The 25,814-nt window shown below is 74.4% G+C and carries 24 protein-coding genes; 14 read left to right on the top strand and 10 right to left on the bottom strand.

From position 1 onward, the window contains the following. Positions 1–75: 75 nt before the first annotated feature. Entirely contained in the window at positions 76–1,356 is a 1,281-nt protein-coding gene (locus tag DLJ47_RS33600; RefSeq protein ID WP_446723638.1) for a hypothetical protein, read from the top strand. 12 nt (positions 1,357–1,368) lie between these two features. On the opposite strand, the gene DLJ47_RS33595 is transcribed toward DLJ47_RS33600, so the two are convergent. Next, entirely contained in the window at positions 1,369–1,878 is a 510-nt protein-coding gene (locus DLJ47_RS33595; RefSeq protein ID WP_109906172.1) for a DUF6912 family protein, read from the bottom strand. A 214-nt stretch (positions 1,879–2,092) separates the two neighbouring features. Here DLJ47_RS33595 and DLJ47_RS33590 point away from each other — a divergent pair, with 214 nt between their 5' ends. After that, positions 2,093–2,320 carry a helix-turn-helix transcriptional regulator gene (locus tag DLJ47_RS33590; RefSeq protein WP_088995866.1) on the top strand — a complete coding sequence of 76 codons (228 nt, stop codon included), beginning with the start codon at positions 2,093–2,095 and terminating at the stop codon, positions 2,318–2,320. A gap of 104 nt (positions 2,321–2,424) precedes the next feature. Next, positions 2,425–3,027, top strand: coding sequence for an Rv3235 family protein (locus DLJ47_RS33585; RefSeq protein ID WP_109906170.1), 603 nt, complete (start codon positions 2,425–2,427; stop codon positions 3,025–3,027). Positions 3,028–3,463: 436 nt separating this feature from the next. Here DLJ47_RS33585 and secA read toward each other — a convergent pair whose 3' ends face one another. Continuing rightward, positions 3,464–6,385, bottom strand: a complete 2,922-nt coding sequence (secA, locus tag DLJ47_RS33580) for a preprotein translocase subunit SecA (protein ID WP_109906168.1) — start codon at positions 6,383–6,385, stop codon at positions 3,464–3,466. Positions 6,386–6,553: 168 nt separating this feature from the next. Between secA and DLJ47_RS33575 the strand changes: the two genes are divergently transcribed. Both DLJ47_RS33575 and DLJ47_RS33570 read left to right on the top strand, forming a co-directional pair. Next, positions 6,554–7,711 (top strand): GNAT family N-acetyltransferase, encoded by a 1,158-nt coding sequence (locus DLJ47_RS33575; RefSeq protein ID WP_109906166.1) that lies wholly within the window; start codon positions 6,554–6,556, stop codon positions 7,709–7,711. Then, on the top strand, positions 7,708–8,817 hold the full coding sequence (locus DLJ47_RS33570) for a GNAT family N-acetyltransferase (RefSeq protein WP_109906164.1): 1,110 nt from the start codon (positions 7,708–7,710) through the stop codon (positions 8,815–8,817). The genes DLJ47_RS33575 and DLJ47_RS33570 overlap by 4 nt, the downstream gene beginning before the upstream one ends. Positions 8,818–8,914: 97 nt before the next feature. Here the strand turns inward: DLJ47_RS33570 and hpf are convergent, their stop codons facing one another. The 5 genes from hpf to mtrA all read right to left on the bottom strand — a co-directional run bounded on the left by hpf (position 8,915) and on the right by mtrA (position 14,790). Further along, positions 8,915–9,562 (bottom strand): ribosome hibernation-promoting factor, HPF/YfiA family, encoded by a 648-nt coding sequence (gene hpf, locus DLJ47_RS33565; RefSeq protein WP_109906162.1) that lies wholly within the window; start codon positions 9,560–9,562, stop codon positions 8,915–8,917. Positions 9,563–9,809: 247 nt separating this feature from the next. Beyond that, positions 9,810–10,514: a ComF family protein gene (locus tag DLJ47_RS33560; RefSeq protein WP_109906160.1), complete on the bottom strand. Its 705-nt coding sequence runs from the start codon at positions 10,512–10,514 to the stop codon at positions 9,810–9,812. Between the two features lie 5 nt (positions 10,515–10,519). Continuing rightward, positions 10,520–12,325 (bottom strand): LpqB family beta-propeller domain-containing protein, encoded by a 1,806-nt coding sequence (locus tag DLJ47_RS33555; RefSeq protein WP_109906158.1) that lies wholly within the window; start codon positions 12,323–12,325, stop codon positions 10,520–10,522. Next, positions 12,322–14,088 (bottom strand): MtrAB system histidine kinase MtrB, encoded by a 1,767-nt coding sequence (gene mtrB, locus DLJ47_RS33550; protein ID WP_109906156.1) that lies wholly within the window; start codon positions 14,086–14,088, stop codon positions 12,322–12,324. Before mtrB ends, DLJ47_RS33555 begins: the two co-directional genes overlap by 4 nt. Before the next feature lie 12 nt (positions 14,089–14,100). Next, positions 14,101–14,790, bottom strand: coding sequence for an MtrAB system response regulator MtrA (gene mtrA / locus DLJ47_RS33545; RefSeq protein ID WP_109906154.1), 690 nt, complete (start codon positions 14,788–14,790; stop codon positions 14,101–14,103). Between the two features lie 201 nt (positions 14,791–14,991). On the opposite strand from mtrA, the gene DLJ47_RS33540 reads away from it, so the two are divergent. Genes DLJ47_RS33540 through DLJ47_RS33520 form a run of 5 tightly spaced genes read left to right on the top strand, consistent with a single transcriptional unit; the run spans position 14,992 to position 20,171 of the window. Continuing rightward, positions 14,992–15,834, top strand: a complete 843-nt coding sequence (locus DLJ47_RS33540) for a hypothetical protein (RefSeq protein WP_109906152.1) — start codon at positions 14,992–14,994, stop codon at positions 15,832–15,834. Continuing rightward, positions 15,831–16,412 (top strand): DUF4129 domain-containing protein, encoded by a 582-nt coding sequence (locus DLJ47_RS33535; protein ID WP_109906150.1) that lies wholly within the window; start codon positions 15,831–15,833, stop codon positions 16,410–16,412. Before DLJ47_RS33540 ends, DLJ47_RS33535 begins: the two co-directional genes overlap by 4 nt. After that, on the top strand, positions 16,409–17,875 hold the full coding sequence (locus DLJ47_RS33530) for a DUF4350 domain-containing protein (RefSeq protein ID WP_199236110.1): 1,467 nt from the start codon (positions 16,409–16,411) through the stop codon (positions 17,873–17,875). Before DLJ47_RS33535 ends, DLJ47_RS33530 begins: the two co-directional genes overlap by 4 nt. 59 nt (positions 17,876–17,934) lie before the next feature. Further along, positions 17,935–18,864, top strand: a complete 930-nt coding sequence (locus DLJ47_RS33525; RefSeq protein ID WP_446723637.1) for an AAA family ATPase — start codon at positions 17,935–17,937, stop codon at positions 18,862–18,864. Next, on the top strand, positions 18,861–20,171 hold the full coding sequence (locus tag DLJ47_RS33520) for a DUF58 domain-containing protein (protein ID WP_109906146.1): 1,311 nt from the start codon (positions 18,861–18,863) through the stop codon (positions 20,169–20,171). Before DLJ47_RS33525 ends, DLJ47_RS33520 begins: the two co-directional genes overlap by 4 nt. Before the next feature lie 54 nt (positions 20,172–20,225). On the opposite strand, the gene DLJ47_RS33515 is transcribed toward DLJ47_RS33520, so the two are convergent. Continuing rightward, the gene (locus DLJ47_RS33515; RefSeq protein ID WP_233258160.1) at positions 20,226–21,236 is read right to left on the bottom strand and encodes a stage II sporulation protein M; all 1,011 of its coding nucleotides are present in this window, start codon (positions 21,234–21,236) and stop codon (positions 20,226–20,228) included. Positions 21,237–21,252: 16 nt separating this feature from the next. Between DLJ47_RS33515 and DLJ47_RS37695 the strand changes: the two genes are divergently transcribed. After that, positions 21,253–22,293, top strand: a complete 1,041-nt coding sequence (locus DLJ47_RS37695; RefSeq protein ID WP_274703372.1) for an RDD family protein — start codon at positions 21,253–21,255, stop codon at positions 22,291–22,293. A 108-nt stretch (positions 22,294–22,401) separates the two neighbouring features. Here DLJ47_RS37695 and tnpB read toward each other — a convergent pair whose 3' ends face one another. After that, positions 22,402–23,799, bottom strand: coding sequence for an IS607 family element RNA-guided endonuclease TnpB (gene tnpB / locus DLJ47_RS33505; protein ID WP_109906174.1), 1,398 nt, complete (start codon positions 23,797–23,799; stop codon positions 22,402–22,404). A 197-nt stretch (positions 23,800–23,996) separates the two neighbouring features. On the opposite strand from tnpB, the gene DLJ47_RS33500 reads away from it, so the two are divergent. The 3 genes from DLJ47_RS33500 to DLJ47_RS36510 are packed head-to-tail and all read left to right on the top strand — an operon-like array spanning position 23,997 to position 25,464. After that, positions 23,997–24,446, top strand: a complete 450-nt coding sequence (locus DLJ47_RS33500; protein ID WP_109906142.1) for a hypothetical protein — start codon at positions 23,997–23,999, stop codon at positions 24,444–24,446. Next, entirely contained in the window at positions 24,443–25,315 is an 873-nt protein-coding gene (locus DLJ47_RS33495) for a tetratricopeptide repeat protein (protein WP_109906140.1), read from the top strand. Before DLJ47_RS33500 ends, DLJ47_RS33495 begins: the two co-directional genes overlap by 4 nt. After that, positions 25,312–25,464 (top strand): hypothetical protein, encoded by a 153-nt coding sequence (locus DLJ47_RS36510; RefSeq protein WP_199236109.1) that lies wholly within the window; start codon positions 25,312–25,314, stop codon positions 25,462–25,464. The genes DLJ47_RS33495 and DLJ47_RS36510 overlap by 4 nt, the downstream gene beginning before the upstream one ends. 180 nt (positions 25,465–25,644) lie before the next feature. On the opposite strand, the gene DLJ47_RS33490 is transcribed toward DLJ47_RS36510, so the two are convergent. Beyond that, on the bottom strand, positions 25,645–25,814 hold a 170-nt coding region (locus DLJ47_RS33490), incomplete at its 5' end, for an adenosylhomocysteinase (RefSeq protein WP_146228265.1).

Raw genomic sequence — 25,814 nt, 5'->3', positions numbered from 1 at the left:
CGCTGGGGTGCCGGTGACCTGCCTGCCCCGGCCCGGCCGACCGCCCGGATGCCGGCCCGCCTCGAAGGGGAGACGATGACCAAGCAGCCCGGCGGCTCCGCGGCCGCGGAGTTCGACCAGCCGGTGGCCGGCGACCGCGACGCGGCTGCTGACTCCGGCACCACCGGGTCGGAGGCCGCCGCCGCCCAGCAGGCGACCGGAGCGGACCGGGCGGGCGCGACCGGTGACCCCGACGCGGCTGCTGAATCCGGCACCGGGACCGGGTCGAAGACCGCCGCCGGCCAGCAAGCGACCGGAGCGGACCGGGCGAACGCGACCGGGTCGAAGACCGCCGCCGCCCAGCAGGCGACCGGAGCGGACCGGCCGAGCGCGACCGGCGACGACGCCGCCGAGCGGGACGCGTCCACCGACGACGAGCCCGCCACCGGGAGCGGGCCGGTGCCCGTACCGGGGGCGGCGCTGCTCGCGCTGCTGGCGCTGGGGTGGCTGGCCGCCATGCTCTGGTCGACCCGCGAGGCGATCAACTCGGCGGCCGCCGGGGTCACCGCGATCAGCCTCTCCGCCTTCGCCCTGCCCGGGGTGATCTCCGCCGCGCTGGTCGCCGGGGCCGCCTTCGCCCTCTCCGGGGTCGACCTGCTCGGCCACCGGGTCGGCGAGCGGGCCACGTTGCGCTTCCTCGCGGCGACCGGCGCCGGCCTGCTCATCGGGCTCGCCGCCGCGTTCGCGATCAACCTGACCTACGCCGACAACGCGACCACCAACGTGATCGCCGGCACCAGCGCGGCGGCGGCGATCATCGGCGGGGCCGTCGCCGGCGCCCGCAGCGCACCGACCGTCGGCGCCGTGGTGGCCGCCGCGCTCGGCACCCTGGTCTTCGTGGTGGCGTTCAGCCGGGCCCGGGATCCGCTCTTCGACCTCTTCGGCGCCGGGGACACCCAGGAGTCGCTGGTCAACGCGGCCAAGTGGGTGTCGCGTACCGAGTCGCTGCTCGCCGGGGTGGTGGCCGGGCTGCTCGCCTTCGGCTACCTGGCCTGGGCGCGCCGGCGGGCCATCCGGCGGAACCCGGACGCCCCGGCGCTGCGCTGGCCGGCGTACCTGGTGGCCGGGGCCGGCCCGGGCCTGCTGCTGCTGGTCGCCGAGGTGATCATCCGGGTCGGTGGGCGCTCCCTGCTCGACCTGGCCGCCGCGCTCAGCGAGGCGGACGCGGTGGCCCAGACGTCGCTGGGCACCTCGCGGGTGGACAACGGCATCTGGGTGCTCTTCGTGGGCGCGCTGACCGCGCTGATCGCGTTCGGCCGGACGCTCGGCCCGGCCGGCGACGACGACCCGGAGCCGGTGGCGGGCACCGAGCGCTGAGCCCGGCCGGCGTCAGCTGGCGGTACGGAGCAGCAGCTCCAGCTCGGTGACGTCGTACCACTCCAGCTCGTGGTCCTCGGCACCGTCGACGGTGAACTGGGCGTCCGGGTCACCGGCGAGCGCCTCGGCGACCACCTCCGCGGCGGCGGCCACGTCCTCGACCGCCTCCGACCCGTCCACGTGGATCGCGGCGACGGCGTCGATCGGCACCGGCCGGGTCAGCTCCACCGCGCTCGACCCCAGCTCGCCGTCGCCGCGCCCGACCGCGGCTGCCGGCAGGTCGGCCGAGACCACCACCCGGCGGCGGGGCGCGTCCGGGTCGGTCCGCAGCAGCTGCAACGCGTCCTGGGCGGCCCGGGTGAAGGCGACGTACTCCAGCTCCTCCTCGTCGCCCTCGGCGTACCACTCCCGCAGGGCCGGGGTCACGGCGTGCGCCCGCTCCGCGCTGAGCCCCTGCTCACGAAGCCGGGCCAGGATCGGGACGGTCGCCGGCACGTACACCCGGACAAGGTCGTCGGTCACCGGTGTCTCCCTGCTGAGATCCTCCGCCGGCGTGCACCGGCCCGGGCGCCGATCATGCCGTACGCCGTGACCGTCATACACCTCGCACCTCGCCGGTGGAAGTTCCGCCCCGGTGTGTCCCGGCCCGGACGTCGCCGGGCGGCCGGTCGGACGTTGGGCGGCGTCGGCGGGTGATGGCAAACTGAGCCAAACGTCCCCAACCCCGGGAGTTTCCGTGGAGCCGAGGTTCCTGCTCCTCTCCGACGTGGCCGCCGAACTCAACGTGTCGGATTCGCAGGTCTACCACATGGTGCGCAGCGGCGAACTGCCCGCGATCAAGATCGGGGGGCGTGGCCAGTGGCGCGTGGAGCGCGCCCAACTGGAGGAGTACATCCAGCGCAAGTACGCGGAGACCGCCGAGTGGGTACGCAGCAACCCGCTCGCCGACCGCGACCCGGAGTGACCCGGCCGGCGCCCTGAGCCATTGACCGCGGGCTCTGCCATGCCCAAGAATGGACCCCGTTCGGAGGCAAACGAAGGCAAACGTAAGGATCAGGGGGCAGCGCGATGACCGACTCCCGCCGACCCGGCCCGTCCCGGCCGCCCGTGCGACTGCGACCCGCGCCCTCCTTCGAGCCGCCCTTCGCCGACGAGGACGGCAGCCGCTGGCCGCTGCCCGGCGACGGCCAGCTCGCCCTCGACCTGTTCGAGGCGGCTCGCCGACAGCCGAGCCGTCCGCCGGACCGGCGACTACGGGCCGGGCCCACCCCTGCCCGACCGGGCCGGCGCACCTCCGGCCCGCTGCCACCCGGCGCCCTGGTGACCACCACGCCGGAGGCGACCCGGGCCGCCCACCGCTTCGTCGGCACCTGCCTCGAGGTGCTCAACGGCTACCGCCCGCCCGGCCAGCTCCGGCCGCTGCTCGACCCGGGCCGGGCCGCCGAGCTGCTGCCCGAGCTGGCGCGGGCCGGCACGCGGACCGGCCCGGTGCGCCGCCGGTCCACCCGGCCCGCGGTGCGGTTGCGCCGGCTGCGGGTCTGCGAACCCCGGGCCGCGGCGGTCGAGGTGGCCGCGGTGCTGGCCGGCGGCAGCGGCCACACCTGGGCGATGGCGCTGCGCCTGGAACACCGCCGGGGCACCTGGCTCTGCACCGCCCTCCAGGTCCTCTGACATCCGAGCCCACCTGGCGGCGCGCGGCGCCCGGCCGGGCCGGCGGACGGCGACCAGGCCGGGCAACGCACGGCGACCAGTCCGGGCCGCGGACGGCGACAGGTTGATCCACTCCGGATGCGGCATGCCGCGGCTTGTTCGCGGCCGGAGACCGCGACATGCCGCACACCGTGTGGATCATCCGGTGTCGTCGGGTCCGGGCTGTGGGGCCCGCCGGCCCGGCCCGCTTCTGGGCCGCCCGGGGCGTCCACCTGGCTCGGTCGGTGGGCGTCCCGGGTCTCCAGCTCTTCGCACGGCCCGCCCGGCACGGGCGCGAGCTGGCCGGATGGTCAGCGAGCAGGGCCGCTCCGCCGCGGCCGCCCACACCACCTGCGACCTGGAAACGCCGACGGGCCCCGGCCAGGGTCGGCCGGGGCCCGTCGGTGCGAGCGTCGGATCAGGCGCCGCCGTTGGGGGCGCCGTGGCAGCGCTTGTACTTACGGCCGGAGCCGCACGGGCAGGGCGCGTTGCGGGACGGGCCGTTGCTCGCCTCCGCCTGCCCGGGAGCCGCCCGCCGGGCCGCGTTCGACGCCACGGCCGGGCCACGCAGCCCGCTGGTCGGGCGCTGCGGGGCGTTCGGCGCGGTGGTGCCCGGGCCCGCCGGGGCGGCCTTCGCCCCGCGTCCGATGCCCAGCGCCGGGGCCTGCTCGTCGGCCTGCTCGACGGCCACCGAGCCGCGGCCCGCCTCGCCGTCGATGGTCGGCGCGGAGTACTGCAGGCCCTGCTGCTGCGGCGCCCGGTTCAGGCCCTTGGCCCGGATCTCCACCGGCTTGTCGAGCAGCTTGACCTCTTCAACCTCCGGCTCCGGCTCGGCGACCTGGACCTCCAGGTTGTAGAGGAAGCCGACCGTCTCCTCCTTGATGCCGTCCATCATGGTGGCGAACATGTCGAAGCCCTCGCGCTGGTACTCGATCACCGGGTCGCGCTGGGCGTACGCCCGCAGGTTGATGCCCTCCTGCAGGTAGTCCATCTCGTAGAGGTGCTCACGCCACTTGCGGTCGATGACCTGGAGCAGCACCATCCGCTCGAGCTGGCGTACCGCCTCCTCGCCGAGCTGCTCCTCCCGCCGGTCGTACGCGGCGTGCGCGTCCTCCTTGAGGCGGGACATCAGGAAGTCGGCGTCCATGCCGGCCCGCGAGCCGCCGGCCTCCTCCTCCAGCTCCTCGATCGTGATGCCGACCGGGTAGAGCTGCTTGAGGCTGGACCAGAGCTGCTCGAGGTCCCAGTCCTCGCCGTAGCCCTCGGCGGTGGCCCCCTGCACGTACGCCTCGACGACGTCGTCGATCATGTTGCGGACCTGGTCGGAGAGGTCCTCGCCGTTGAGCACCCGGAGGCGCTCGGCGTAGATCACCTGGCGCTGCTTGTTCAGCACCTCGTCGTACTTCAGGACGTTCTTGCGGATCTCGGCGTTCTGGCCCTCGATCTGGGCCTGCGCGTTCTTGATCTGCCGAGTGACCATCTTCGACTCGATCGGCACGTCCTCCGGGATGTTGAAGCGGTCCATGACCGCCTCGACCGCGCCGGAGCGGAACCGCTTCATCAGCTCGTCCTGCAGGGAGAGGTAGAACCGGGACTCGCCCGGGTCACCCTGCCGGCCGGAGCGGCCGCGCAGCTGGTTGTCGATCCGCCGGGACTCGTGCCGCTCGGTGCCCAGCACGTAGAGGCCACCGGCGGCGGCCACCTCCTCCGCCTCGGCGTCGCAGGCCTGCTTCCACTTGGGCAGGACCTCCTCCATCGCCTTGGCGTACTCCTCCTCGTGCTCGATCGGGTCGAGGCCGCGCTGGCGCAGCTCGCTCGCGGCGAGGAACTCGGGGTTGCCGCCGAGCAGGATGTCGGTGCCCCGGCCGGCCATGTTGGTGGCCACGGTGACCGCGCCCTTGCGCCCGGCCTGGGCGACGATCTCGGCCTCCCGGGCGTGGAACTTGGCGTTCAGCACCGAGTGCGGGATGCCGCGGCGGCGCAGCAGCTGGGAGAGGATCTCGGAGTTCTCCACCGAGACGGTGCCCACCAGCACCGGCTGCCCGGCCTCGTGCCGCTCGGCGATGTCCTCCACCACGGCGTTGAACTTGGCCTTCTCGGTCTTGTAGATGACGTCCGGGCGGTCCTGCCGGATCATCGGCCGGTGGGTCGGGATGGTCACCACGCCGACCTTGTAGACCTTGTTGAACTCGCCCGCCTCGGTCTGGGCGGTACCGGTCATGCCGGAGAGCTTCTCGTAGAGGCGGAAGTAGTTCTGGAGGGTGATGGTGGCCAGGGTCTGGTTCTCCTGCTTGATCTCCACCCCCTCCTTGGCCTCGATCGCCTGGTGCATGCCCTCGTTGTAGCGGCGGCCGTGCAGGATGCGGCCGGTGAACTCGTCGACGATCAGGACCTCGCCGTCGCTGACGATGTAGTCCTTGTCGCGCTTGTAGAGCTCCTTGGCCTTGATCGCGTTGTTGAGGTAGCCGACCAGCGGGGTGTTCACCGACTCGTACAGGTTGTCGATGCCGAGCCGGTCCTCGACCTTGGCCACGCCGCGCTCGGTGACCGCGATGGTCCGCTTGGCGTAGTCGACCTCGTAGTCGCCCTCGCCGTCCTTGCCGGGCTGGAGCCGGGCCACCACCGCGGCGAACTCGCCGTACCAGCGGGCGGAGTGCTCGGCCGGGCCGGAGATGATCAGCGGGGTCCGGGCCTCGTCGATCAGGATCGAGTCGACCTCGTCGACCACCGCGAAGTTGTGCCCGCGCTGGACCAGCTCCTCCCGCGACCAGGCCATGTTGTCGCGCAGGTAGTCGAAGCCGAACTCGTTGTTGGTGCCGTAGGTGATGTCGCACTCGTACGCGGCCCGGTGCTCGCTGGCCGGCCGGTTGGGCAGCACCACGCCGACGGTGAGGCCGAGGAACTCGTGCACCCGGCCCATCCAGGCGGCGTCGCGCTGGGCCAGGTAGTCGTTGACCGTGACCACGTGCACGCCCTCGCCGGAGAGCGCGTTCAGGTAGACCGGCATGACCGAGGTCAGGGTCTTGCCCTCACCGGTCTTCATCTCGGCGATGTTGCCGAAGTGCAGCGCCGCGCCGCCCATCACCTGGACGTCGTACGGGCGCTGGCCGAGCACCCGGGCGGCCGCCTCGCGGCACACCGCGAAGGCCTCGGGCAGCAGGTCGTCGAGGGTCTCGCCGTCGGCCAGCCGCTCCTTGAACTGCACGGTCATGTCGCGCAGTTCCTCGTCGGTGAGGTTGACGTAGTCGTCCTCGATCGAGTTGACGGCGGCGGCGATGGCCTTGAGCCGGCGCACCATACGGCCCTCGCCCGCGCGGAGGACCTTTTCCAGAATCGACACGGATCAACGCTCCCCTAGACAGTCTCGAACCATCGTAGGCGCTCCATCGGGGCGATGGTCACTGGTGGCGGCGGTCCGGCCCGGCGAAAACGACATAACACGCAGCCGATCCGCCGGTGCCGCGATTATCCGTTACGCCGTCCGCGAACGATCCGGCACGATGACCCGGTGGAACCCGTGGAGATCACCGAAGACGGCCTGGTGCTGCGCCCGTGGCAGGCCACCGACGCCGACGCCGTGCACCGGGCTTGCCAGGATCCGGACATCCAGCGCTGGACCACCGTACCGCGGCCGTACCGGCCCGAACACGCCCGCGCGTTCGTCACCGAGGTGGCCCCGGGCGACTGGGCGGCCGGCCGGGGCGCCCCGTTCGCGGTCTGCGACGCGGCCACCGGCGAGCTGCTCGGCTCGTGCGGGCTGGTCTCCATCGACACCGGCCTGGGCTCCGGCGAGATCGGCTACTGGGTCGCCCCCTGGGCCCGCGGCCGCGGGGTCACCGTCCGGGCCGCCCGGGCGGTTGCCCGGTGGGCCTTCGACAGCCTCAAGCTGCGCCGGCTGATCTGGCAGGCCGAGGTCGGCAACCACGCGTCCCGGCTGGTGGCGCTGCGCGCCGGGTTCCGCGTCGAGGGGCGGCTCCGGCTGGCCGACCCGGCGCCGGAGGGCGGCAACCAGGGCTGGATCGGCTCGCTGCTGCCCGGCGAGGTGCCGGCCGCCGGCAGCACCGGCCCCGCCGGACCGGGCACCCTGGAGGCCCGGCGGGCCGCTGTCTTCGGCCGCCCACAGCCGGTCCTCTTCGCCACCGCCGGCGCCACCGAGCTGCGGCTGCGCCCGCTGGAGGAGCGCGACCTGGACGCGATCGTGGCCACCTGCCAGGACCCGGAGACGGTCCGCTGGACCACCGTGCCCGACCCGTACCAGCGCGAGCACGCCGAGGGGTTCCGCCGGGACGTCGCCGAGGCGGCCTGGGCGGGTGGCACCGGGGCGACGTACGCGATCGCCGACGCCGACGACCGGTACGCCGGTTCGATCGACCTGCGGATCTCGCCGGCCGACCCGCTGGTCGCCGACGTCGGCTTCATGACCGCGCCGCACGCCCGGGGCCGGGGCTACCAGCCGGCCGCGCTCGCCGCGCTCTGCGCCTGGGGCTTCGCCACGCTCGGCCTGGCCCGGATCGAGTGGCGGGCCAACGTGGGCAACACCGGCTCCCGCCGGGTCGCCGAGAAGGCCGGCTTCACCTTCGAGGGCACCGCCCGCGGCGGGGTCAACCACCGCGGCGAGCGGCAGGACGTGTGGGTCGCCGGGCTGCTCGCCGAGGACCTGACGTGACGCCGAAGGTCATCGAGGCGTACGGGGTGCGGTTGCGGGAGAACCGCGCGGACGACGTCGCCGACACCGCCGCCGCCTGCGCCGACCCGTTGATCCAGCGCTTCCTCTCCGGCCTGCCGTCGCCGTACACCGAGGCGGACGCCCGGTGGTGGGTCACCGAGGGGGCGCCCGCGGCCTGGGCCAGCGGCGGGGCCGCCTACGTGGTGGCGGACCCGGATACCGACCGGCTGCTCGGCGCGGTCGGGCTGAGCCACCCGGTGCCCTACCGGAGCGAGGCCGAGATCGGCTACTGGGTGGCGCCGTGGGCGCGCGGGCGGGGCGTGGCCACCGCGGCGACCCGGGCGCTGGCGGAGCACGCGTTCGCCACCGGGACCGCCCGGCTGGAACTGTTCACCCACGAGGAGAACACCGTCAGCCAGCGGGTCGCGCTGGCCGCCGGCTTCCGCCCCGAGGGCGTACGCCGGGACGCCAGCCCGGTCCGCGGCGGCGGCCGGCACGACCTGCTCGCCTGGGTACGCCTCGCCGGCGACCCGCCCGGACCGGCCCCGCGCCCGCTGCCCGACCTGCCCGACGGCCGGCTCACCGACGGCGTGGTGACCCTGCGCCGGCTGGCCCCGGACGACGCGGACCTGATGTTCCGGCTGCACACGCTGCCGGAGGTGGTGGCGAACCAGGCACCACCGGTGCCGCCCGCCCGGGACGCGATCGAGCGGCGCTGCCGGCTGGCCGAGAGCGGCTGGCTGACCGGCGCCATCGCGCGGCTGCTGATCGTCGACGCGGCCACCGGCGAGCCGCTCGGCAGTTGCGGGCTGTCGTACACCGACCTGCCGGCGGGCGAGGCGAGCCTCGGCTACGCGCTGCTGCCGGTGGCGCGCGGCCGTGGTCTCGCCACCCGGGCGGTCCGGCTGCTCGCCGGCTGGGCGTTCGGGCCGGTCGGGATCGCCCGGCTGACCGCCGGCACCATGCCCGACAACATCGCCTCGCACCGGGTGCTGGAGAAGGTCGGCTTCCGCCGCGAGGGGCTGCTCCGCGGGCGGCTGCCCGGGCTGGCCGGGACGCGGATCGACGACCTGGTCTTCGGCCTGCTGCCGGACGAACTGCGCTGACCCGCACGGTCGCCGGTGGCGCACCCGACCCGCGAGGCCGTCCGGGTGGCCGGTCGTGGTGGCGGTCGGTGCCGCCACCACGACGGCGCTCGACCCGTCAGATGGCCAGCGAGATGATCCCGTAGTCGTAGGCGTGCCGACGGTAGACGACGCTCGGCCGGCCGGACTCCTTGTCCTGGAACAGGTAGAAGTCGTGGCCGACGAGTTCCATCTGGAACAGCGCGTCGTCGACGGTCATCGGCTCGGCGGGGTGCACCTTCTCCCGCGCGATGTGCCAGGGCTGGTCGTCGTACTCGTCCTCGGCGTCGACCCGTTCCGCGACCGCGGTGGCGGTGGCCGCGCTGGCGCCGTTCACCGGCGCCGACAGCGGCGGCGCGTCGAGGTCCGCCACGGGCAGGCCGGCGGTGGCTGCGGCCACGGAGAGCGGCGCGTGCCGGCCCCGGTGGACGCGGCGGCGGTCGGCCGCCCGGCGCAACCGGGTGTCGAGCTTGGCGATCGCCGCGTCGAGCGCGCTGTAGAAGTCGTTCGTGCAGGCCTCGGCCCGGATCACCGGGCCACGCGAGACGCAGGTTATCTCCACTCGCTGGCAGTGGTCCGCCTGACGCGGGTTGCGCTCGTGGAACAGCTCCACATCGACCCGAATGAGTTTGTGATCGTAGCGTTCGATCTTCGCGAGTTTCTCCGCGACGTGCACCCGGTAATGGTCGGGAACTTCGACGTTCCGGCCCTTGACCACGATGTCCACGTGACCTCCTTGCTCGGATGGTCGTTCGATCCGGCATCCGGTCGCACGCCCCGGGGAGGCCCCACTCGGCGTCGACCGGTCGATACGGCTACGCCTCCTTTCACCGCCGGGGGCGGGTGGGAATGACCTCCTACCCCCGACAGCCAAACGCTAACTCCTGTTCAGGGCACAGTCACCCCTGGTTGCCGAGACGGCTCAGAAATTTTCACAGCTCGTACACCATCGGGTGAAACGGAAACACGAAGGGTTACGACTGTTGCCGTTTCTCGGTCGCCGCGAGCACCGCCGCTACCGTGGGTGACCGGCCGGACGCGGCCAGCGCCCGGCTCACCGCGGCGATCGTCGCGCCGGTGGTGACGATGTCGTCCAGCACCACCACCGCGGCGCCCGGCGGCACCGGTGCCACCCGGCCGCGCAGCCGGAACGCCGATTCGGCCGCCGCCGCCCGGCCCGCGCTGTCCAGCGTCACCGAGTCCGGGCGGGGCAGGGCGCGCAGCGGGCGGGAGACCCGCACCGGCCAGCCGGCCCGCCGCAGCCGGTGCGCGCAGTGCCGGGCCAGCCGGTCGAGGTGGTCGCCGTAGCGGGCCCGGGCCGCCGCCGCGGTGTCCGGCACCGGCACCAGCGTCACCGGGCGCGCCCCGCCGAGCGCGGTCGCCACCACCTCGGCGAGCAGTCCGCCCAGCGGCCGGGCCAGCCCGTGCCGGCCGTGCTCCTTGTACGCCAGCAGCGTCTCCCGCAGCGGCCCGGCGTACGGGCCGAGGGCGACGCAGGGCGGCAGGCCCGCCGGGGCGGGCGTGGGCCGCGCCGGGCGGGGTCGCAGCGCCTGCAACAGCCCGGCGCACTCCGGGCACACCCCGTGCCGCAGGCCGGGCCGGTGTGCCCGGCAGCCCGCGCAGTCGGCGGGCAGCACCAGGTCGGCGAGGTCCGCCCAGAGCGCGCCGACGTCCCGCACCGGGATCAGAAGAGGAAGAAGGGCGCGGTCGGGTTGCCGGACCGGTCGCCGGTCGGCTCCGGGCTGACGTTGAGCACCTGATCCGACTGGATCCGCGACGACCCGCTGTAGGACACCCCGTTGGCCTCGTACATCACCGCGCTGGGCTGCGGTGCCGCCGGGTTGACCGGGTACGCCGCCAGGTGGGTCACCTTGGCGCCCAGCTTCTCCTGCAGCGGGGTCTGCCGGGCGCCGTCGATGCTGACGTCGTAGACCGCCGGTCGGTCGGCCGAACCGCCCACCACCAGCCGGTCCTCACCGGCCCAGTCGACCGCCGAGAGCGCGGTCAGCGAGGTGAACACCTTCCGCGTCGGCCCGACGGTGACGCTGTCGTCGTCCAGGTCGACGGCGGCCACGTAGAGCCCGCCGCCGACGATGAGCGCGATCCGCTGGCCGTCCAGCGACGCCGCCACGGCGGTGACCGCCCCGGTCACGCCGTTGAGCTGCACCCTGCTCATCCGCACGTCCCGGTCGACCTCGAAGAGGTGGAGGTTCCCGTCGGCCACCACCAGCCCGCGCGGCTTCAGCGGGTCGAGCGTACGCAGCCAGACCGGCCGGCCCATCGCGTTGTGCGCGGGCCCCTTACGCAGGTCGGTCAGCGGGGCGGTGCCGCTGCCGACGGCCAGCCGCTGCCGCTTGTCCGAACCGGTGACCACCAGCGCGGCCAGCGTCCGGTCGTGGATCCGGTCGAAGTTGGCCGACAGCACGTTGCGGTTGTCCTCCTCGGCCAGCGGCACGGTCCCGGGATCCCCCACCACCGCGAGCGGGTGCACCGCGCCGTCGTACACGCAGAACCGGTGCGGGTTCTGCGCCAGCTCGTAGACCGGGTTGGCCCGCCGCTGGCCGGCCAGGTCGACCACCCGGCGGGACTGGTTCTGCACCTTCAGTTCCACCTGGCCGTCGAGGTTCGGCAGCGACCAGGCGAGCTGGGTGGCGAACTGGTCCAGCCGCTCCTCGTCGTTGGCGGGCAGCGCCAGGTTGACCTCCCACCGGTCGGCGCTCCCGGTGGCGTTGTTGATCAGCTCGGTGCGGTCCGGCAGCGGGACGACCGCCGTGCGCAGCCAGTCGGACGGGCCGCCGATCAGCCACCGGACCACCTCGGTCACCTGCCGCTCCTCCGGCACCGCCTCGGGCAGGTAGCGCAGGTCGGGCACCAGTCGGGCGCGGTCGGAACTCCAGAAGTAGACCGAGGACTCCTTGTAGTACTGCGCCAGCGCCACGTCGCTGAGCAGCAGCACGTTCGGCGGGTCCTGCACGTACAGGCCGGCCTGCTCGACGTCGCCCTGCCCCGGGAGGGCCGCGCTGACCAGCTTGAACTCGTAACTCCGCTCGGTGGCCACCGGGGACACCAGCGTGCCGTTCGCCCGCAGCACGCCGACCTGCTGGACGTTGATGGTCACCTTCGTGCTGTCGACGTCGGGGGTGATCACCGGGTCGTCGGTCAGCCGCACCACGGTGAGGGTGATCTCGCTGCCCTGCCGCTCCTGGAGGCGGTGGTGCTGCCGCGGGTCGATGTACTCCTTCACCCGCTCGTACGCGCGGTCCGGCTCGCCCGCGGCGGCGGCCAGGAAGTTGTTCACGAACGTCTGCGCGTTGCTCCCGGCGGCCGCCCGGGTCGGCGGCTGCACACTGCCGCCGCTGACGGACCCGGCCTCGGCCGTGGTGACCCGGCGTTCCACCTCGACGTCGGTGCTGGCCGGGATGCCGCAGCCGGTCAACCCGAGGGCGAGCAGTGCGACGCCGGCGACGCCGGTCAACCGGGCCCGCCTCACGACCGCGCCTCCGCCCGCTCCCCGGCCGGCCCGTCACCGGCCGACGCCGGCGTGATCGCCAGCGTGCCCCCGGCGCCCGGGCCGATGGCCAGCAGCCCGCCGTCGCGCGGACCGCCGAACGGCAGGGCCGCGTCGGCCGGCACCAGCCGCAGCGGGGAGGTGGTGAGCCGGTCACCGGCGCGGGCCGGCAGGGTGAGCCGGAACTGGGCGCCCTGCCCCGGCGCGCCCCACGCCTCCAGCCAGCCGCCGTGCAGCCGGGCGTCCTCCAGGCTGATCGACAGCCCGAGCCCGGTACCGCCGGTCTGCCGCGCCCGGGACGGGTCGGCCCGCCAGAACCGGTTGAAGACCAGCTTCTCCTCGCCCGGCTTGAGCCCCACCCCGCGGTCGCGGACGGTGATCGCCACCGCTGTCTCGTCCGCGCCCAGGGTGATCACCACCGGCTTGCCCTCGCCGTGCTCGACGGCGTTGCCGACCAGGTTGCGCAGCACCCGCTCGACCCGGCGCGGATCCACCTCGGCGATCACCGGGGCGGTCGGCACGTCCAGCTCGATGGCCACCCCGACCCGCTCGGCCAGCCCGGCCAGCCGGTCGGCGACCCGGTGCACCACCGGCACCAGGTCGGTCGGCTCGGCATCGAGCATGGCGAAGCCGGCGTCGAAGCGGCTGATCTCCAGCAGGTCGGTGAGCAGTTCCTCGAACCGGTCCAGCTCGGCCTGGAGCAGCTCGGCGCTGCGGGCGACCGCCGGGTCGAACTCGTCGCGCTCCGCGAAGATCAGGTCGGCCGCCATCCGGACCGTGGTCAGCGGCGTGCGCAGCTCGTGTGACACGTCCGAGGTGAAGCGGCGCTGCAACCGGGACATCTCCTCCAGCCGGAGGATCTGCCGTTGCAGGTTCGTGGCCATCTGGTTGAAGGAGGCGGCGAGCAGCGCCAGGTCGTCCTCGCCGTTGACCGCCATCCGCTGGTCGAGCAGCCCGGCGGAGAGCCGCTGCGCGGTCCGGGCAGCCACCCGGACCGGGGTCACCACCAGCCGGGTGACCAGCGCGGCCAGCAGCCCGAGCAGCAGCACCAGGGCGACCCCGGTGGCCGCCACGGTGGTCCGGGCGTCGGCGGCGGCGGCGTCCTGCCGGGCCAGCGGTACGAAGTAGTAGATCTCGATCTGGCCGAAGTCGGTCGGCACCGGCGAGCCGTACACCAGGTACTTCGTGCGCTCGCCGGTGAGCGTGCCGGTGCGGATCTGCTTGGCCACGTTGCCGTCGCCGACGGCGGCCCGCAGCTCCGGGCTGATCAGCGGCCGGACGTCGATCGCCGGCGAGCTGCGGGTCTGCAGGATGCCGGGGTGGTCGTCGGCGGTGATCGCCACCACCACACCGCTGGTCTGCTGCGGGTCACCGCCGGCCAGGTAGTTGACGGTGCCCTCGATGGTGTTCTGGAGCTGGGCCTCCTGCGGCTGGCTGAAGAGCGAGACCTGCTTGGCGGTGTAGTCCGCCCCGCTGGTCAGCCGCAGCCGCGCGTCGGTGACCGCGTTCTCCAGCAGGATGTCGGTGATCTTGTTGGCGATCACGTACGCGAACCCGCCCACCAGCAGGCTGGAGGCCACCAGGGTGATGGTCACCACCCGCAGCTGCAACGAGCGCCGCCAGGTCTGGTGCAGCCCGGCGAGCAGCCGGGCACCGCGGGCGGCGAGCCCACGCCACAGCTCCCACGCGGCGCCACGGCGGCGGGGAGCTGCTGACGGGGAGTCCTGGACCGGGGAGGTGACCACAGTAGGACCAGGCTATCCGGTCCCCGCCTTGTAGCCCACGCCGCGAACCGTGAGGATGATTTCCGGCCGCTCGGGATCCGGCTCGATCTTGGCACGCAGCCGCTGCACGTGCACGTTGACCAGCCGGGTGTCCGCCGCGTGCCGGTAGCCCCAGACCTGCTCCAGCAGCACCTCGCGGGTGAACACCTGGCGCGGCTTGCGGGCCAGCGCGACCAGCAGGTCGAACTCCAGCGGGGTGAGCTTCACCTCCTCGCCGTTGCGGCTCACCGTGTGCGCCGGGACGTCGATGGTGATCTGGTTGCCGGGCGGCCCGATGGTCAGCATCTCCGGGGCGACGTCCTCGCCGCGGCGCAGCCGGGCTCGCATCCGGGCGACCAGTTCCTTGGGCTTGAACGGCTTGACCACGTAGTCGTCGGCGCCGGACTCCAGGCCGAGGACCACGTCGACGGTGTCGCTCTTGGCGGTCAGCATGACGATCGGAACGCCCGATTCGGCGCGGATCGACCGTGCGACGTCAATACCACTCATACCGGGCAGCATCAGGTCGAGCAGCACGATGTCTGGCCGATTGTCGCGGAAGGCGGCCAAGGCCCGCTCCCCGTCGGCCACGAACGAGGGCAGGAAACCCTCGCTGCGCAGGACGATGCCGAGCATCTCGGCGAGCGCTGGGTCGTCGTCGACCACCAGTACCCGGGCTCTCATGGGATTAATTTTCCATCCCCGTTCAGTTCGGTGGGATCCACGTCACCCGGCACGGTACTGCCGCGGGACGCCGTCGCCCAGCAACCGGCCCCCGGACGACACCGCCCGGCGTGCGGGTCCACCTCGGCGGACCGCGCGTGACACCATGATCCCCGCGTGCGCCCTCACGCGCCACCACCGTTCGTCCCGTCAGGAGTACGCGTGCCCGACGCCGGCCCGACCGCCGTGCTCCCGCGTCGTCCGCTCACCGTCGGTGAGCTGCTCGACTCGGCGGTCCTGCTGCTGCGCGACCACGCCCGGGTGCTGGTCCCGGTCGCCGCGCTGCTGGCCGCCGGCGAGCAGTTGCTGCTCCTGCCGGTACGCCTGGCGGCCGGCACCGACCAGCCCGTCTGGTTCGCCGAGTTCGGCCGGTTCGGCTGGTACTGGCTGCTGCTGGTCATCGGCGCGGCGACCGAGGCGATGATCATCATGGTGCTCGGCAATCCCGCCGCGCGGGCCGCCGGGGCGGCGCTGCTCGGCCGCCGGGCCGGCGCCCGGGAACTGCTCCGGCCCGCCGGGGCGCGTTGGGGAGCGACCCTGCTCCTGGTGCCGGTGGTCGGGGCGGTGATGACCACCGCCGCCCTGCTCGGGCCCACCTGGCTCATCGGTTTCGCCCTGCTCGGCGCGGTGACCCCGGCGCTGGTCGTGGACCGGGTCCACCCGCTGCGCGCCCCGCTGCGCTCGGCCACGCTGGCGGTCCGCGCCGGGGGCCGGGCCGGCGCCGTCCGGCTGCTCGGCTACCTCGCCTGGTGGCTGGTCCGGGTCGGCCTCGGGGTGGGCGTCTACTACGGGCTGGACGGGCTCGACCTGCTGCCCGAGACGTGGCAGATCCCGGTCTCGCTGCTCATCTGGGCGGGCGTGAACAGCGTCGCGTATCCGGCCATCGCCTGCCTGGACGCGGTGGTCCACCTGGAAACCCGGATCCGCACCGAGGGGCTGGACATCCTGCTCGCCCGGGCACCGGCCGGCACGCCGGACGCCGCGCTGCTGGCGGCCCTGCGATGAGTTTCAGCCGGTGGTGGACCGAGACCACCGCGTCCCTCGGCGACCGCGTACCGCTGCCGCTGGCCGCGCTGCTGCTGGTGCTCGCGGCGGCGACGGTCGCCGTCGCCTGGTACACCTACCCGGCCTGGGTGCCCCGCCGGTTGCCCCGGCTGCGCCGCCGGAAGGCACGCCGGGAGCGCCCGCGCCCGACGACCGCCGCCGCGCCGGCCGTGCCGGCCGCCCGGGAGCCGGCCGACGAGCCACCGGCCGCCGTCCACCTGTCCCTGGCCGACCGGCTGGCCGCCGAGGGCCGCTACGCCGAGGCGGTCCGCGAACGGCTGCGCGGGATGCTCCGCGAACTGGTCATCCGCCGGATGGTGCGGGTGCGCTCCGGAATGACCGTCACCGAGGTGATCGCCGCGGCGAGTGACCACCACCCGCCGGCCGGCCCGCCGCTACGCGCGGCCGGCGCGATCTTCTCCGAACTCTGGTACGCCGAGCGCCCCGCCACCGCCGAGCACGACCGCCGGATGCGGGAGTACGCCGGCGACCTGCACCGGGCGCTGGCCGAGCCGGCCGAGCGGGAGGACCGGCCGTGACCGCGACCACGACGACGACCGGTGCGCGGACCGGGGCCACGACGACCGCCAAAGGGCGCGGCGGGCGGCGTCGGCGTCGGCGGTGGCACCGGATCGCGATCCCGCTCGGGCTGGCCGCGCTGCTGCTCACCACCACCCTGGTCACCCACGCCGTCGACCAGCCCGATCCGGACGCCGGCTTCCTCTCCCCGGTGGCGACCGGCGAGCACGGGGGCAGCCGGCTCACCGCCGCGCTGCGGGAACGCGGGGTCGACGTGCAGCGGGAGACCACCACCCCGGCGGCGCTGGCGGCCGTCCGGTCCGCGCCGGCCACGCTCTTCGTCCCCGCGCCGGCGCTGCTGCGCCGGGAAACCGTCCGGGCGCTGGACCGGCTGCCGGCCCGGACCCGGCTGGTCCTGGTCGACCCGGCCCGCCCGGTGCTGATCTCCGCCGGGCTGCCGCTGCTGCCCGGCGAGCGTCGCTGGGCGGCGCAGGCGCTCGGCCCGGCGGCCGGCGGGCTGCCCTGCCAGCTGCCCGAGCTGGCCGGGGTCGGCACGGCGGCCGTCGGCCTGCAGCGCTACACCGCCGGCGGCTACCGCCCGGACCAGGTCCAGTTCTGCTTCGCCGGCGCGCTGGCCCGGGTGCCCGGGGCGGTCGAGCAGGTGGCGGTCGGTGCCAGCGACCCGTTCCGCAACGACCGGATCGCCGAGTGGGACAACCTCGCCTTCGCCACCGGTCTGCTCGGGGTCACCGGCCGGGTGGTCTGGCTCGACCTGGCCGAGGCCGAGCCGCCGCCGGCCACCGGCACCGGCCGCCCGTCCCGGGCGCCCGCCACCGAGGGCGACCCGGGCACCGGGACCGGCGACGGCAGCGGCGACGGGGACGGCACGGGCACCGGTGACGGCCGGGGCGGCCCCGGAGAACCCGGCTCGCCCGGCGGGCCGGGCGGGGGCGACCAGTCCGGCTCCGGTGACGGCGACAGCGACGCCGCCGGGCGGGAGGATCCGCCGAACCCGCTCTGGGCCGCCTTCCCGCCCTGGTTCTGGGCGTTGCTGGCCCAGCTCGCGCTGGCGGTGCTGTTCCTGGCGCTCTGGCGGGCCCGCCGGCTCGGCCCGCCGACGGCGGAGCCGCTGCCGGTGACCGTCCGCTCCGCCGAGACGGTCCTCGGCCGGGCCCGGCTCTACCAAAGCTCCGGGGCGCGCGAGGCAGCCGCCCGGACCCTGCGGGAGGCCGCCCTGACCCGGCTGCTTCCCCGGCTGAACCTGCCGGCGGACGCGGCGCCGGACCACGTCGCCGGCGCCGTCGCCGCCCGCACCGGCACCGACCCGGCCACGACCGAGGAGCTGCTGTACGGCGGCGCGCCGGAAACCGACCAGGACCTGCTGGAGCTGGCGCGCGCGCTGGACGGGGTGACCCGTACGGTGGCACCGCCGGCCTCCCCCGACGTGCCACTGCCGAACCGAACCGAAGGAGAACCGCGGTGACCCGACCCGCCGGAACCGCCGAGCCGCAGCTCGCCGACCCGGACGACGCCCGAGCCGCCCTGCACCGGCTGCGCGCCGAGGTGGCCAAGGCGGTCGTCGGGCAGGACGCGGTCGTCACCGGCCTGGTGATCGCCCTGCTCTGCCGCGGCCACGTGCTGCTGGAGGGGGTACCCGGGGTGGCCAAGACGCTGCTCATCCGCACCGTGGCCACCGCACTGGACCTGACCTCGAAGCGGGTGCAGTTCACCCCCGACCTGATGCCCGGCGACGTCACCGGGTCGCTGATCTTCGACCCGCACACCGCCGCGTTCACCTTCCGGGAGGGGCCGGTCTTCACCAACCTGCTGCTCGCCGACGAGATCAACCGGACGCCGCCGAAGACCCAGTCGGCGCTGCTGGAGGTGATGGAGGAGCGGCAGGTCTCGGTGGAGGGCGACCGGCGGCCACTGCCGGAGCCGTTCATCGTCGCCGCCACCCAGAACCCGATCGAGTACGAGGGCACCTACCCGCTGCCCGAGGCGCAGCTGGACCGGTTCCTGCTCAAGCTCACCGTGCCGCTGCCCAGCCGGGAGGAGGAGCTGGGCGTGCTGCGCGCGCACCACGCCGGCTTCGACCCCCGCGATCTGTCCGCCGCCGGCGTACGACCGGTGGCCGGGGCGGCCGACCTGGCCGCGGCGCGGGCGGCGGTGGGCCGGGTGCACGTGGCCGAGCCGCTGCTCGGTTACCTGGTCGACCTGTGCCGGGCCACCCGGGCCACCCCGGCGCTGGAGCTGGGCGCCTCCCCCCGGGGCGCGACCGCCCTGCTCGGCACCGCCAAGGCGTGGGCCTGGCTGGCCGGGCGGGACCACGTGGTGCCGGACGACGTCAAGGCGGTCGCCCGGCCCACCCTGCGGCACCGGCTGCGGCTGCGGCCGGAGGTCGAGCTGGAGGGCGTGAGCGTGGACGCGGTGCTGGACACGGTGCTGGCCACCGTGCCGACTCCGCGATGACCTGGCGGGCGGCGCTCCTGCTGGCGGCCGGTGCGCTGACCCTGCCGGCCTGGCCGTCGCCGCTCGCCGGGGTGCTGGTGATGACCGGTGCGGTGCTGCTCCTGGTCGTGTTGGACCGGGCGCTGGCGGCGCCGCCGAGCGCGGTGACCGCCACCCGGGACGGGGACCGCGCGGTCCGGCTCGGCGGCACCGCCACCGTCGTGCTGCACCTGGGCAACACCTCCGGCCGTACGCTGCGCGCCCAGGTCCGCGACGCCTGGGTGCCGTCGGCCGGCGCCCGGCCGGACGTCCCGCCGACCCGGCCGGTACGGGTGGAACCCGGCCGGTCCGTCGCGCTGCCCAGCCGGCTCACCCCCACCCGTCGCGGTGACCGGCCGGCGGTGGCGTTGACCGTCCGCTCCCTCGGTCCGCTGGGGCTCGGATTCCGGCAGCGCTCGGAGCGCCCGGCCACGCCGCCGTGGACGCTGCGCGTACTGCCCCGCTTCGACTCCCGCCGGCACCTGCCGGAGAAGCTGTCCCGGCTCCGGGTCATCGACGGCACCCAGGTCACCCGCGGCCGCGGCCAGGGCACCGAGTTCGACACCCTGCGCGAGTACGTGGTCGGCGACGACGTCCGCTCGATCGACTGGCGGGCCAGCGCCCGCCGGGCCGACGTGCTGGTGCGCACCTGGCGGCCGGAGCGGGACCGGCGGCTGGTCTGCGTGCTGGACACCGGCCGCACCTCGGCGATCCGGGTCGGTGACGAACCCCGGCTGGACACCGCGATCGACGCGGCGCTGCTGCTCACCGCCCTCGCCGCGCGCGCCGGTGACCGGGTCGACCTGCTCGCCGCCGACACCGCCGTACGGGCCACGGTGACCGGGACCGGGCGGCCGGCCCTGCTGCCCCGGCTGGTGCACGCGCTGGCCCCGCTGCAACCGGCGCTGGTGGAGACGGACTTCGACCTGATCGCTGGCGAGCTGTTGCGACGGCAGCGGCAGCGCAGCCTGGTGGTGCTCTTCACCGCGCTGGAGGCCGGTGCGCTGAGCTTGGGGCTGCTACCGGTGCTGCCCCGGCTGGCCGCCCGGCACCGGGTGCTGATCGCGGCGACCCACGACCCGGTGCTGACCGCGCTCACCACGGCCGTACCGGCCCGGCCCGGGGACGCCTACGCGGCGGCGGCCGGCTGGCGGGCGCTGGCCGAGCGGGACCGGATCCGCACCGCGCTGGCCCGGCACGGCGTCCTGGTCGTCGACGCCCCCGCGGGCCGCCTCGCCCCCACCCTCGCCGACACCTACCTCCGCCTCAAATCCCAAGCCCAACTCTGACCCGCTCCCCACTCACCCTCACCCCTGCCCACGGGTGGCCGGTTGATCATGAGGTTAGCGGTGGTCCTGGAGATCGAGAACGCCGCTAACCTCATGATCAACGGGGGTGGTGGCGCGGGGGCCGAGGATGAGGACGTACGCCAGGAAGGCCAGCCAGATGGCGGCGCCGGCGGCGACGCGGAAGGGAATCGGCACCGGCGCGGGGGTGATGAACGCCTCGATGACGGCGGAGACCGCGAAGAGCCCGACCAGCCCGACGGCGACCAGGATGGCCTCGCGACCCGCCCGGGCCACCGACTGCCCCCGGGTCAGCCCGGCCGGCGGCGAGATCCACGCCCAGCCGGTCCGCAGGCCGACGCCGGCAGCCACGAAGACCCCGGTCAGCTCCAGCAGCCCGTGCGGGGTGATCAGGCCGAAGAAGACGTCACCCCGGCCGTAGGAGACCATCACCCCACCGGTGACGCCGATGTTCAACGCGTTCTCCCACAGCAGGTAGAGCACCGGGACGATGAGCACCCCGGCGGCCAGGCAGCGGGCGGCCACCCAGGCGTTGTGCGTCCACAGCTGGACCGCGAACGTCGGCGCGGAGTACTCGGTGTAGTAGTCGGCGAAGCCGGAGTCCACCAGTTCGGCGGCCGCCTGCTCGCCGATGAACGCCGCCGCGGTGTCCGGGTTGCCCGCCACGAACCAGATCAGGAAGAAGCTGAGCAGGGTGAACCCGGTCGCCACGCCGCACCACCACGGCCAGGCCCGGTAGACCGCGCCGGGGAAGCCGCTCAGCAGGAAGCGGCCCACCACCGCCCACGACGGCCGGGGCCGCCCGGTGAGCCGGGCCCGGGCCCGGAGCACCACCTGGGAGAGCTGACCGACCAGCGCCGGGTCGGGCGAGCGGCTACGCAGCACCGAGAGTTGGGTGGCGGCCCGCTGGTAGAGCACGACCAACTCGTCGATCTCGTCGGCGTCCAACCGCCGCCGACCGGTCAGCACCTCGAGCCGACGCCACTCCCCGCCGTGCTCCGCGACGTACGCGTCGAGATCCACCGCCCACCCCCGTTCGCGGATCATAGTGTTCACTGTCGGGGTGAGCGCGCAACCACGACCGCCGGCCCCGGGCTGGGGTGACGCCGGGCTGGTCAGCGGAGAGGCCGTGGCACTGGACGTGCGGGTCGCCCGGATCGGCTCCCGCGCGCTGGCACTGCTGCTCGACGTGCTGACCCAGCTGCTGCTCGCGATGGCCCTGGCCATGCTGGTCGGCATCGTGCTCGCGGCGCTGCCGATGCGCGTGGTGGACGCGGCGCTGAGCAACGCGTTCGGCACCATCGCGCTGGTCGCCGTGCTGGTCGGCTACCCGGTGCTGTTCGAACGGTTCAACCACGGCCGGACGCCCGGCAAGATGGCCGTCGGCCTGCGGGTGGTCAGCGCCGACGGCGCCCCGGTGGGGGTCCGGCAGTCGCTGACCCGCGCGCTGGTCGGCGTCGCGGTGGAGTGGCCCGGCCTGGTGCTGCCACTGCTGAGCTGGGTGGCCGGCGTGACGGTGATGCTGACCGACAAGCACGGCCGGCGGCTGGGTGACCTGGTGGCCGGCACGATGGTGGTGCACACCCGGTCGGCGACCATCTGGCGACCGGTGCCGACCTCGGTGCCGGCGCTGGTCGGCTGGGCGTACACGCTGGACCTGAGCCGGCTGGACGACGGCCTGGCACTGGCCGCGCGGCAGTACCTGGCCCGGGTGCACCAACTGGCCGAGCCGGCGCGGGACCGGCTGGCCCGCGGCCTGTGGGCCGAGATGGCGGCGGTGATCACCCCGCCCCCGCCGCCCGGCCTGCCCGCGACGGTCTACCTGGCGGCGGTGCTCGGTGAGCGGCACCGCCGGGCGCGGCTGCGGTTGGCCCGGGGACGCGCGGTCACCGCGGCGCTCTGGCCGGAGCTGCTGCCCGGGCCGGCCACCCCACCGGCCGACCCGGCATCCGCCGCGCCCTCGCCGGCCGCCGCGCTGCCGCCGGCCGCCGAGCCCTCGTCGTTCGTCCGGCCGGCGGTGCCCGGCGAGTCGCCGACGGCCGTGCCGGCGCAGGCCGGCCCGCCCACGCTGCGGCCGGCGACGCTGCCCGACAACCGCCGGTGACCGTCGTCGTTCCGGCGCGCGGCCTCCCCGGCCTCGGCTAACGCGGCGCAGGGTCCGCCCGCACGGGCCGGTTGTTGTGTGTGGCAGTATCCGGCCTGCCGTTTCCTCTCATGTAGCTGAAGTGAGTACATGATTGGATGTCCTACCTTGCGGTGGGACGGTCCCGGTCTTGCCCACCGTGGCGGTGCCGGGTAGACGCTTCACGGCCACCGGCCCCGGGTGCGGGGTCTTACGGTCGGCTCCACGTCCGTTTAGCGTCTCCGAGCCACTCCCGGCGACGGTGGCCGCCAGAGCGGCCAGATTGCGTGCGGCGTTGACGTCCCGGTCCAGGACGAGGCCGCAGGTGGTGCAGGTGAAGGTGCGTTCGGACAGGGCCAGCTTGGTTTTCACTGTGCCGCAGCCCGAGCAAGTCTTGGACGAGGGATACCAGCGGTCGGCCACCAGCAGGCGGCCGCCGTACCACCGGGTCTTGTAGGTCAGTTGCCGGCGGATCTCGGCAAAACCGGCGTCGCTGATGCGCCGCGCTAGCCTGCGGTTGCGCAGCATGCCGGCGACGTTGAGGTCTTCCACCACGATCGTGCCGTAGCCGGTGGCGAGGGTGGTGGTGAGCTTGTGCAGGCCATCGCGGCGCAGGTTCGCCACCCGGGCATGCGCCCGGCCCAGAACTGTTTGGTTGCGACACCACCGCTTCGAGGCATCGCGCCGGGTGCGTCGGTCGGGGCCGACCTTGCGGGACAACCCACGGCTGATCCGGCGTAGCTTCCCAATGGCCGTATCGAGGTGTCCCGGGTTCGGCACCACGTCGCCGGTGGACAGCACGGCTAGGTGTTGCAACCCAAGGTCGACGCCGACTGCCGCATCCGGACACGCGGGTGTGCACTTGGCGCGCTCGACCTCGCAGGTGAACGAGACGTACCACCGGCCGCCGTCACGACGCACCGTGGCGGACAGAATCCGGGCGGTCCCGGCCTCTACCCGGCGGGCCAGCTTGCGCGCCGACTCGTGCAGCTTCAAGCGGCCCAGGCGGGGCAGAGTGACGTGCTTACGGTCGGGTTCGATGCGGATGGTGCCGGTGGTGAACCGCACCGCAGGTGTCGAACGGTGGCGGGACTTGAACCGGGGGAAACCGACCGGCCGGCCGGCCCGCTTACCCGAGCGGGAGTCGGCCCAGTTCCTCAACCCACGGGCGAGGGCGTCCAGACCGGTGTTGTACGCCTCCTTCGAGTAATCCCGCCACCACGGCGCCACCACAGGCTTCGCCACATTCCACGCCCGACGCAACGCCGGCAAAGACCAACTGATCGTAGCGGTGAGCTGACCTTCGGGGATGCCGTAGCTGCGTTCGGCAGCTCGCTGATCCATCACTGCCTTGATCCGCTTCAGTCCCCAGTTGTACGCCTTGCGGGCAGCACCCGCATGGCCCACCAACGCCCGCTCCTGGACCGGGGACAGATAGAGGGCGAACCGGTACGACTGGATGACGCTCGGCCGATCCCGGTGCCCCATGCCGGGCACACTAACCATCCGGTACGACATTCACCCGCTCCAGCCACGCCCCACTGCACCACGTCGCCAGACACCCGATCTACACCCCGCCACGACGCACCACCCACGCCGACACCACTCTCTAAGAGTCACCAACGCATACGTGCACCTAATTGACCGGCAATAGTCGACAACCCCTATCGCAGACAGGACCACCCGTGGCCGACGACCTGTTCACCCCCACCATCGCCCCGACGGCGTACGAACCGAAGCGCCCGCCGTGGCGTCCCCAGTCGCTGCTCTTCCCCGCCGTCTTCGGCGGCCCGACCGCGGTCACCCTGCTCGCCCTGGTCAACGCCGCCCGGTTGGGCCTGCCCCGGCGGGCCGGGCTGGCGGTGGCCGGCGCCGGGCTGGCCGCCCTGGTCGCCCGGACCGGGATCACCCTGGCGGTCTTCGCCGGGGAGGCGAACCGACCCGTCCGGCTGATCGGGGCGCTGGCCGGCGCCCTGGTCTGGCTGGTCGTCTCGGCCACCCAGAAGGGCCGGTTCCGGGCTTACCAGCTGCGCGGCGGCGACCCGGCGTCGCTCTGGCTGCCGGGCATCGCGGCGGTGCTGCTGCTCGGCGGCGCCGAGGCCCTGCTGATCGCCCTACTGGCCGCCGCCGCATGAGCGCCCCCGACACCGCGTTCGTCCGGGCCGCCCAGCTGCTGGAACTGAACCGGGCCGAGCAGGCCTTGGCCGAGCTGAGCCGGCTGCCGGCCGCGCTGGCCAGCAACGTTGCCGCGTTCCGGCTGCGCGCCGCCGCGCTGTCCGAACTGGACCGCTGGGCGGAGGTCGCGACGGTCGCCCGGCAGGGCCTCGCCGAGACCGGCCCGGACGCGGAGCTGCTCGGCCGGCTCGGTCTCGCCCTGCGCCACCTCGACGAGTACGCCCCGGCCGAGCGGGCGCTGCTCGACGGGCTGGCGATCGAGCCGCAGAACCCGTGGCTGCTCTGCCAGTACGCCGACCTGTGCAGCGCGGTGGGGCAGACCGACAAGGCGGAGCGGCTGCTCGCCCGGGCCGCCGCGCTGGCCCCGGAGGCGCCGCCGGTGTTCGCCTCCCGCTTCCAGCTGGCGTACGCCCGGGGCGATGACCGGGAGGCCGAGCGGGTGGCCCGGGAGTTCCTCGGCGCCTGGCCCGGCCACCCGGTGGCGCTCGCGCTGCACGGGGCCGCGGCCGCCCAGCGGGGCCGGGTGGACGCGGCGCACCGGTCGTTCGGCCAGGCGGTGGCGCACGACCCGACCGACGCCGACTACGCCGACGCCGCCTGGGAGTCCCGGGTGTACACCCACCCGCTGCTGCTGCCGCTGCGCCCGCTCTACCGGCTCGGCATCCTGCGTACCTGGCTGATCGCGGTAGGCGTGATCGTGCTGCTCAACCTGGCCGGGCTGGACCTGCTCGCCGGGCTGTTCGGGCTGGCCTGGCTGCTGTTCTGCGTCTGGTCGTGGATCGCCCCGGCGCTGGTGCGGCGGCTGGTGCGCGGCCGGTGGCGGGCGTGAGAGCGTTCGGGCCGTGGCTCGCGGTGCTGGCCGTGGTGCTGCTGCTCAGCGCGCTGCGGCTGCGGATGCTCGCCACCGTCGTCTCGCTGGCCTGGCTCGCCTGGTGCGTGTGGACGTGGGTCCGGCCGACCCGCCGCGGCCCCCGCTGACCAGCCGGGCACGGACGGGCACCACGGCGTCGAGCCGGGCAGGTGCGGGTCGAGCCGGGCGCGCACGGGCACCACGGGATCGAGCCGGGCCCTCGGCATGGGACCGAGCCCAGCGGCCGGCCGGAACGACGAACCGGGCCGGCCGCGGATGCGGCCGGCCCGGTCGTCGAACGCGTCGGATCAGTAGCGGTAGTGCTCCGGCTTGAACGGGCCCTCCACGGAGACGCCGAGGTAGGCGGCCTGTTCCTTGGTGAGCTGGGTCAGCTTGGCGCCGAGGGCGTCCAGGTGCAGGCGGGCGACCTTCTCGTCGAGGTGCTTGGGCAGCACGTACACGCCGATCGGGTACTCGT

This window comes from Micromonospora sp. S4605 (genome assembly GCF_003176715.1).
In the GTDB taxonomy this organism is placed as follows: Bacteria; Actinomycetota; Actinomycetes; order Mycobacteriales; family Micromonosporaceae; genus Micromonospora; species Micromonospora echinaurantiaca.
Note: the sequence above shows the minus strand (reverse complement) of the source record. Positions and strands in the feature narration are given on the sequence as shown.

Excerpts from the sequence above, each read along its gene's own strand:
- DLJ47_RS33495 (WP_109906140.1), top strand. The coding sequence starts at position 24,443 with ATGAGCGCCCCCGACACCGCGTTCGTCCGGGCCGCCCAGCTGCTGGAA.
- tnpB (WP_109906174.1), bottom strand. The coding sequence starts at position 23,799 with ATGGGGCACCGGGATCGGCCGAGCGTCATCCAGTCGTACCGGTTCGCC.
- DLJ47_RS33520 (WP_109906146.1), top strand. The coding sequence starts at position 18,861 with ATGACCTGGCGGGCGGCGCTCCTGCTGGCGGCCGGTGCGCTGACCCTG.
- mtrA (WP_109906154.1), bottom strand. The coding sequence starts at position 14,790 with ATGAGAGCCCGGGTACTGGTGGTCGACGACGACCCAGCGCTCGCCGAG.
- DLJ47_RS33515 (WP_233258160.1), bottom strand. The coding sequence starts at position 21,236 with ATGATCCGCGAACGGGGGTGGGCGGTGGATCTCGACGCGTACGTCGCG.
- DLJ47_RS33600 (WP_446723638.1), top strand. The coding sequence starts at position 76 with ATGACCAAGCAGCCCGGCGGCTCCGCGGCCGCGGAGTTCGACCAGCCG.
- DLJ47_RS33585 (WP_109906170.1), top strand. The coding sequence starts at position 2,425 with ATGACCGACTCCCGCCGACCCGGCCCGTCCCGGCCGCCCGTGCGACTG.
- DLJ47_RS33535 (WP_109906150.1), top strand. The coding sequence starts at position 15,831 with ATGAGTTTCAGCCGGTGGTGGACCGAGACCACCGCGTCCCTCGGCGAC.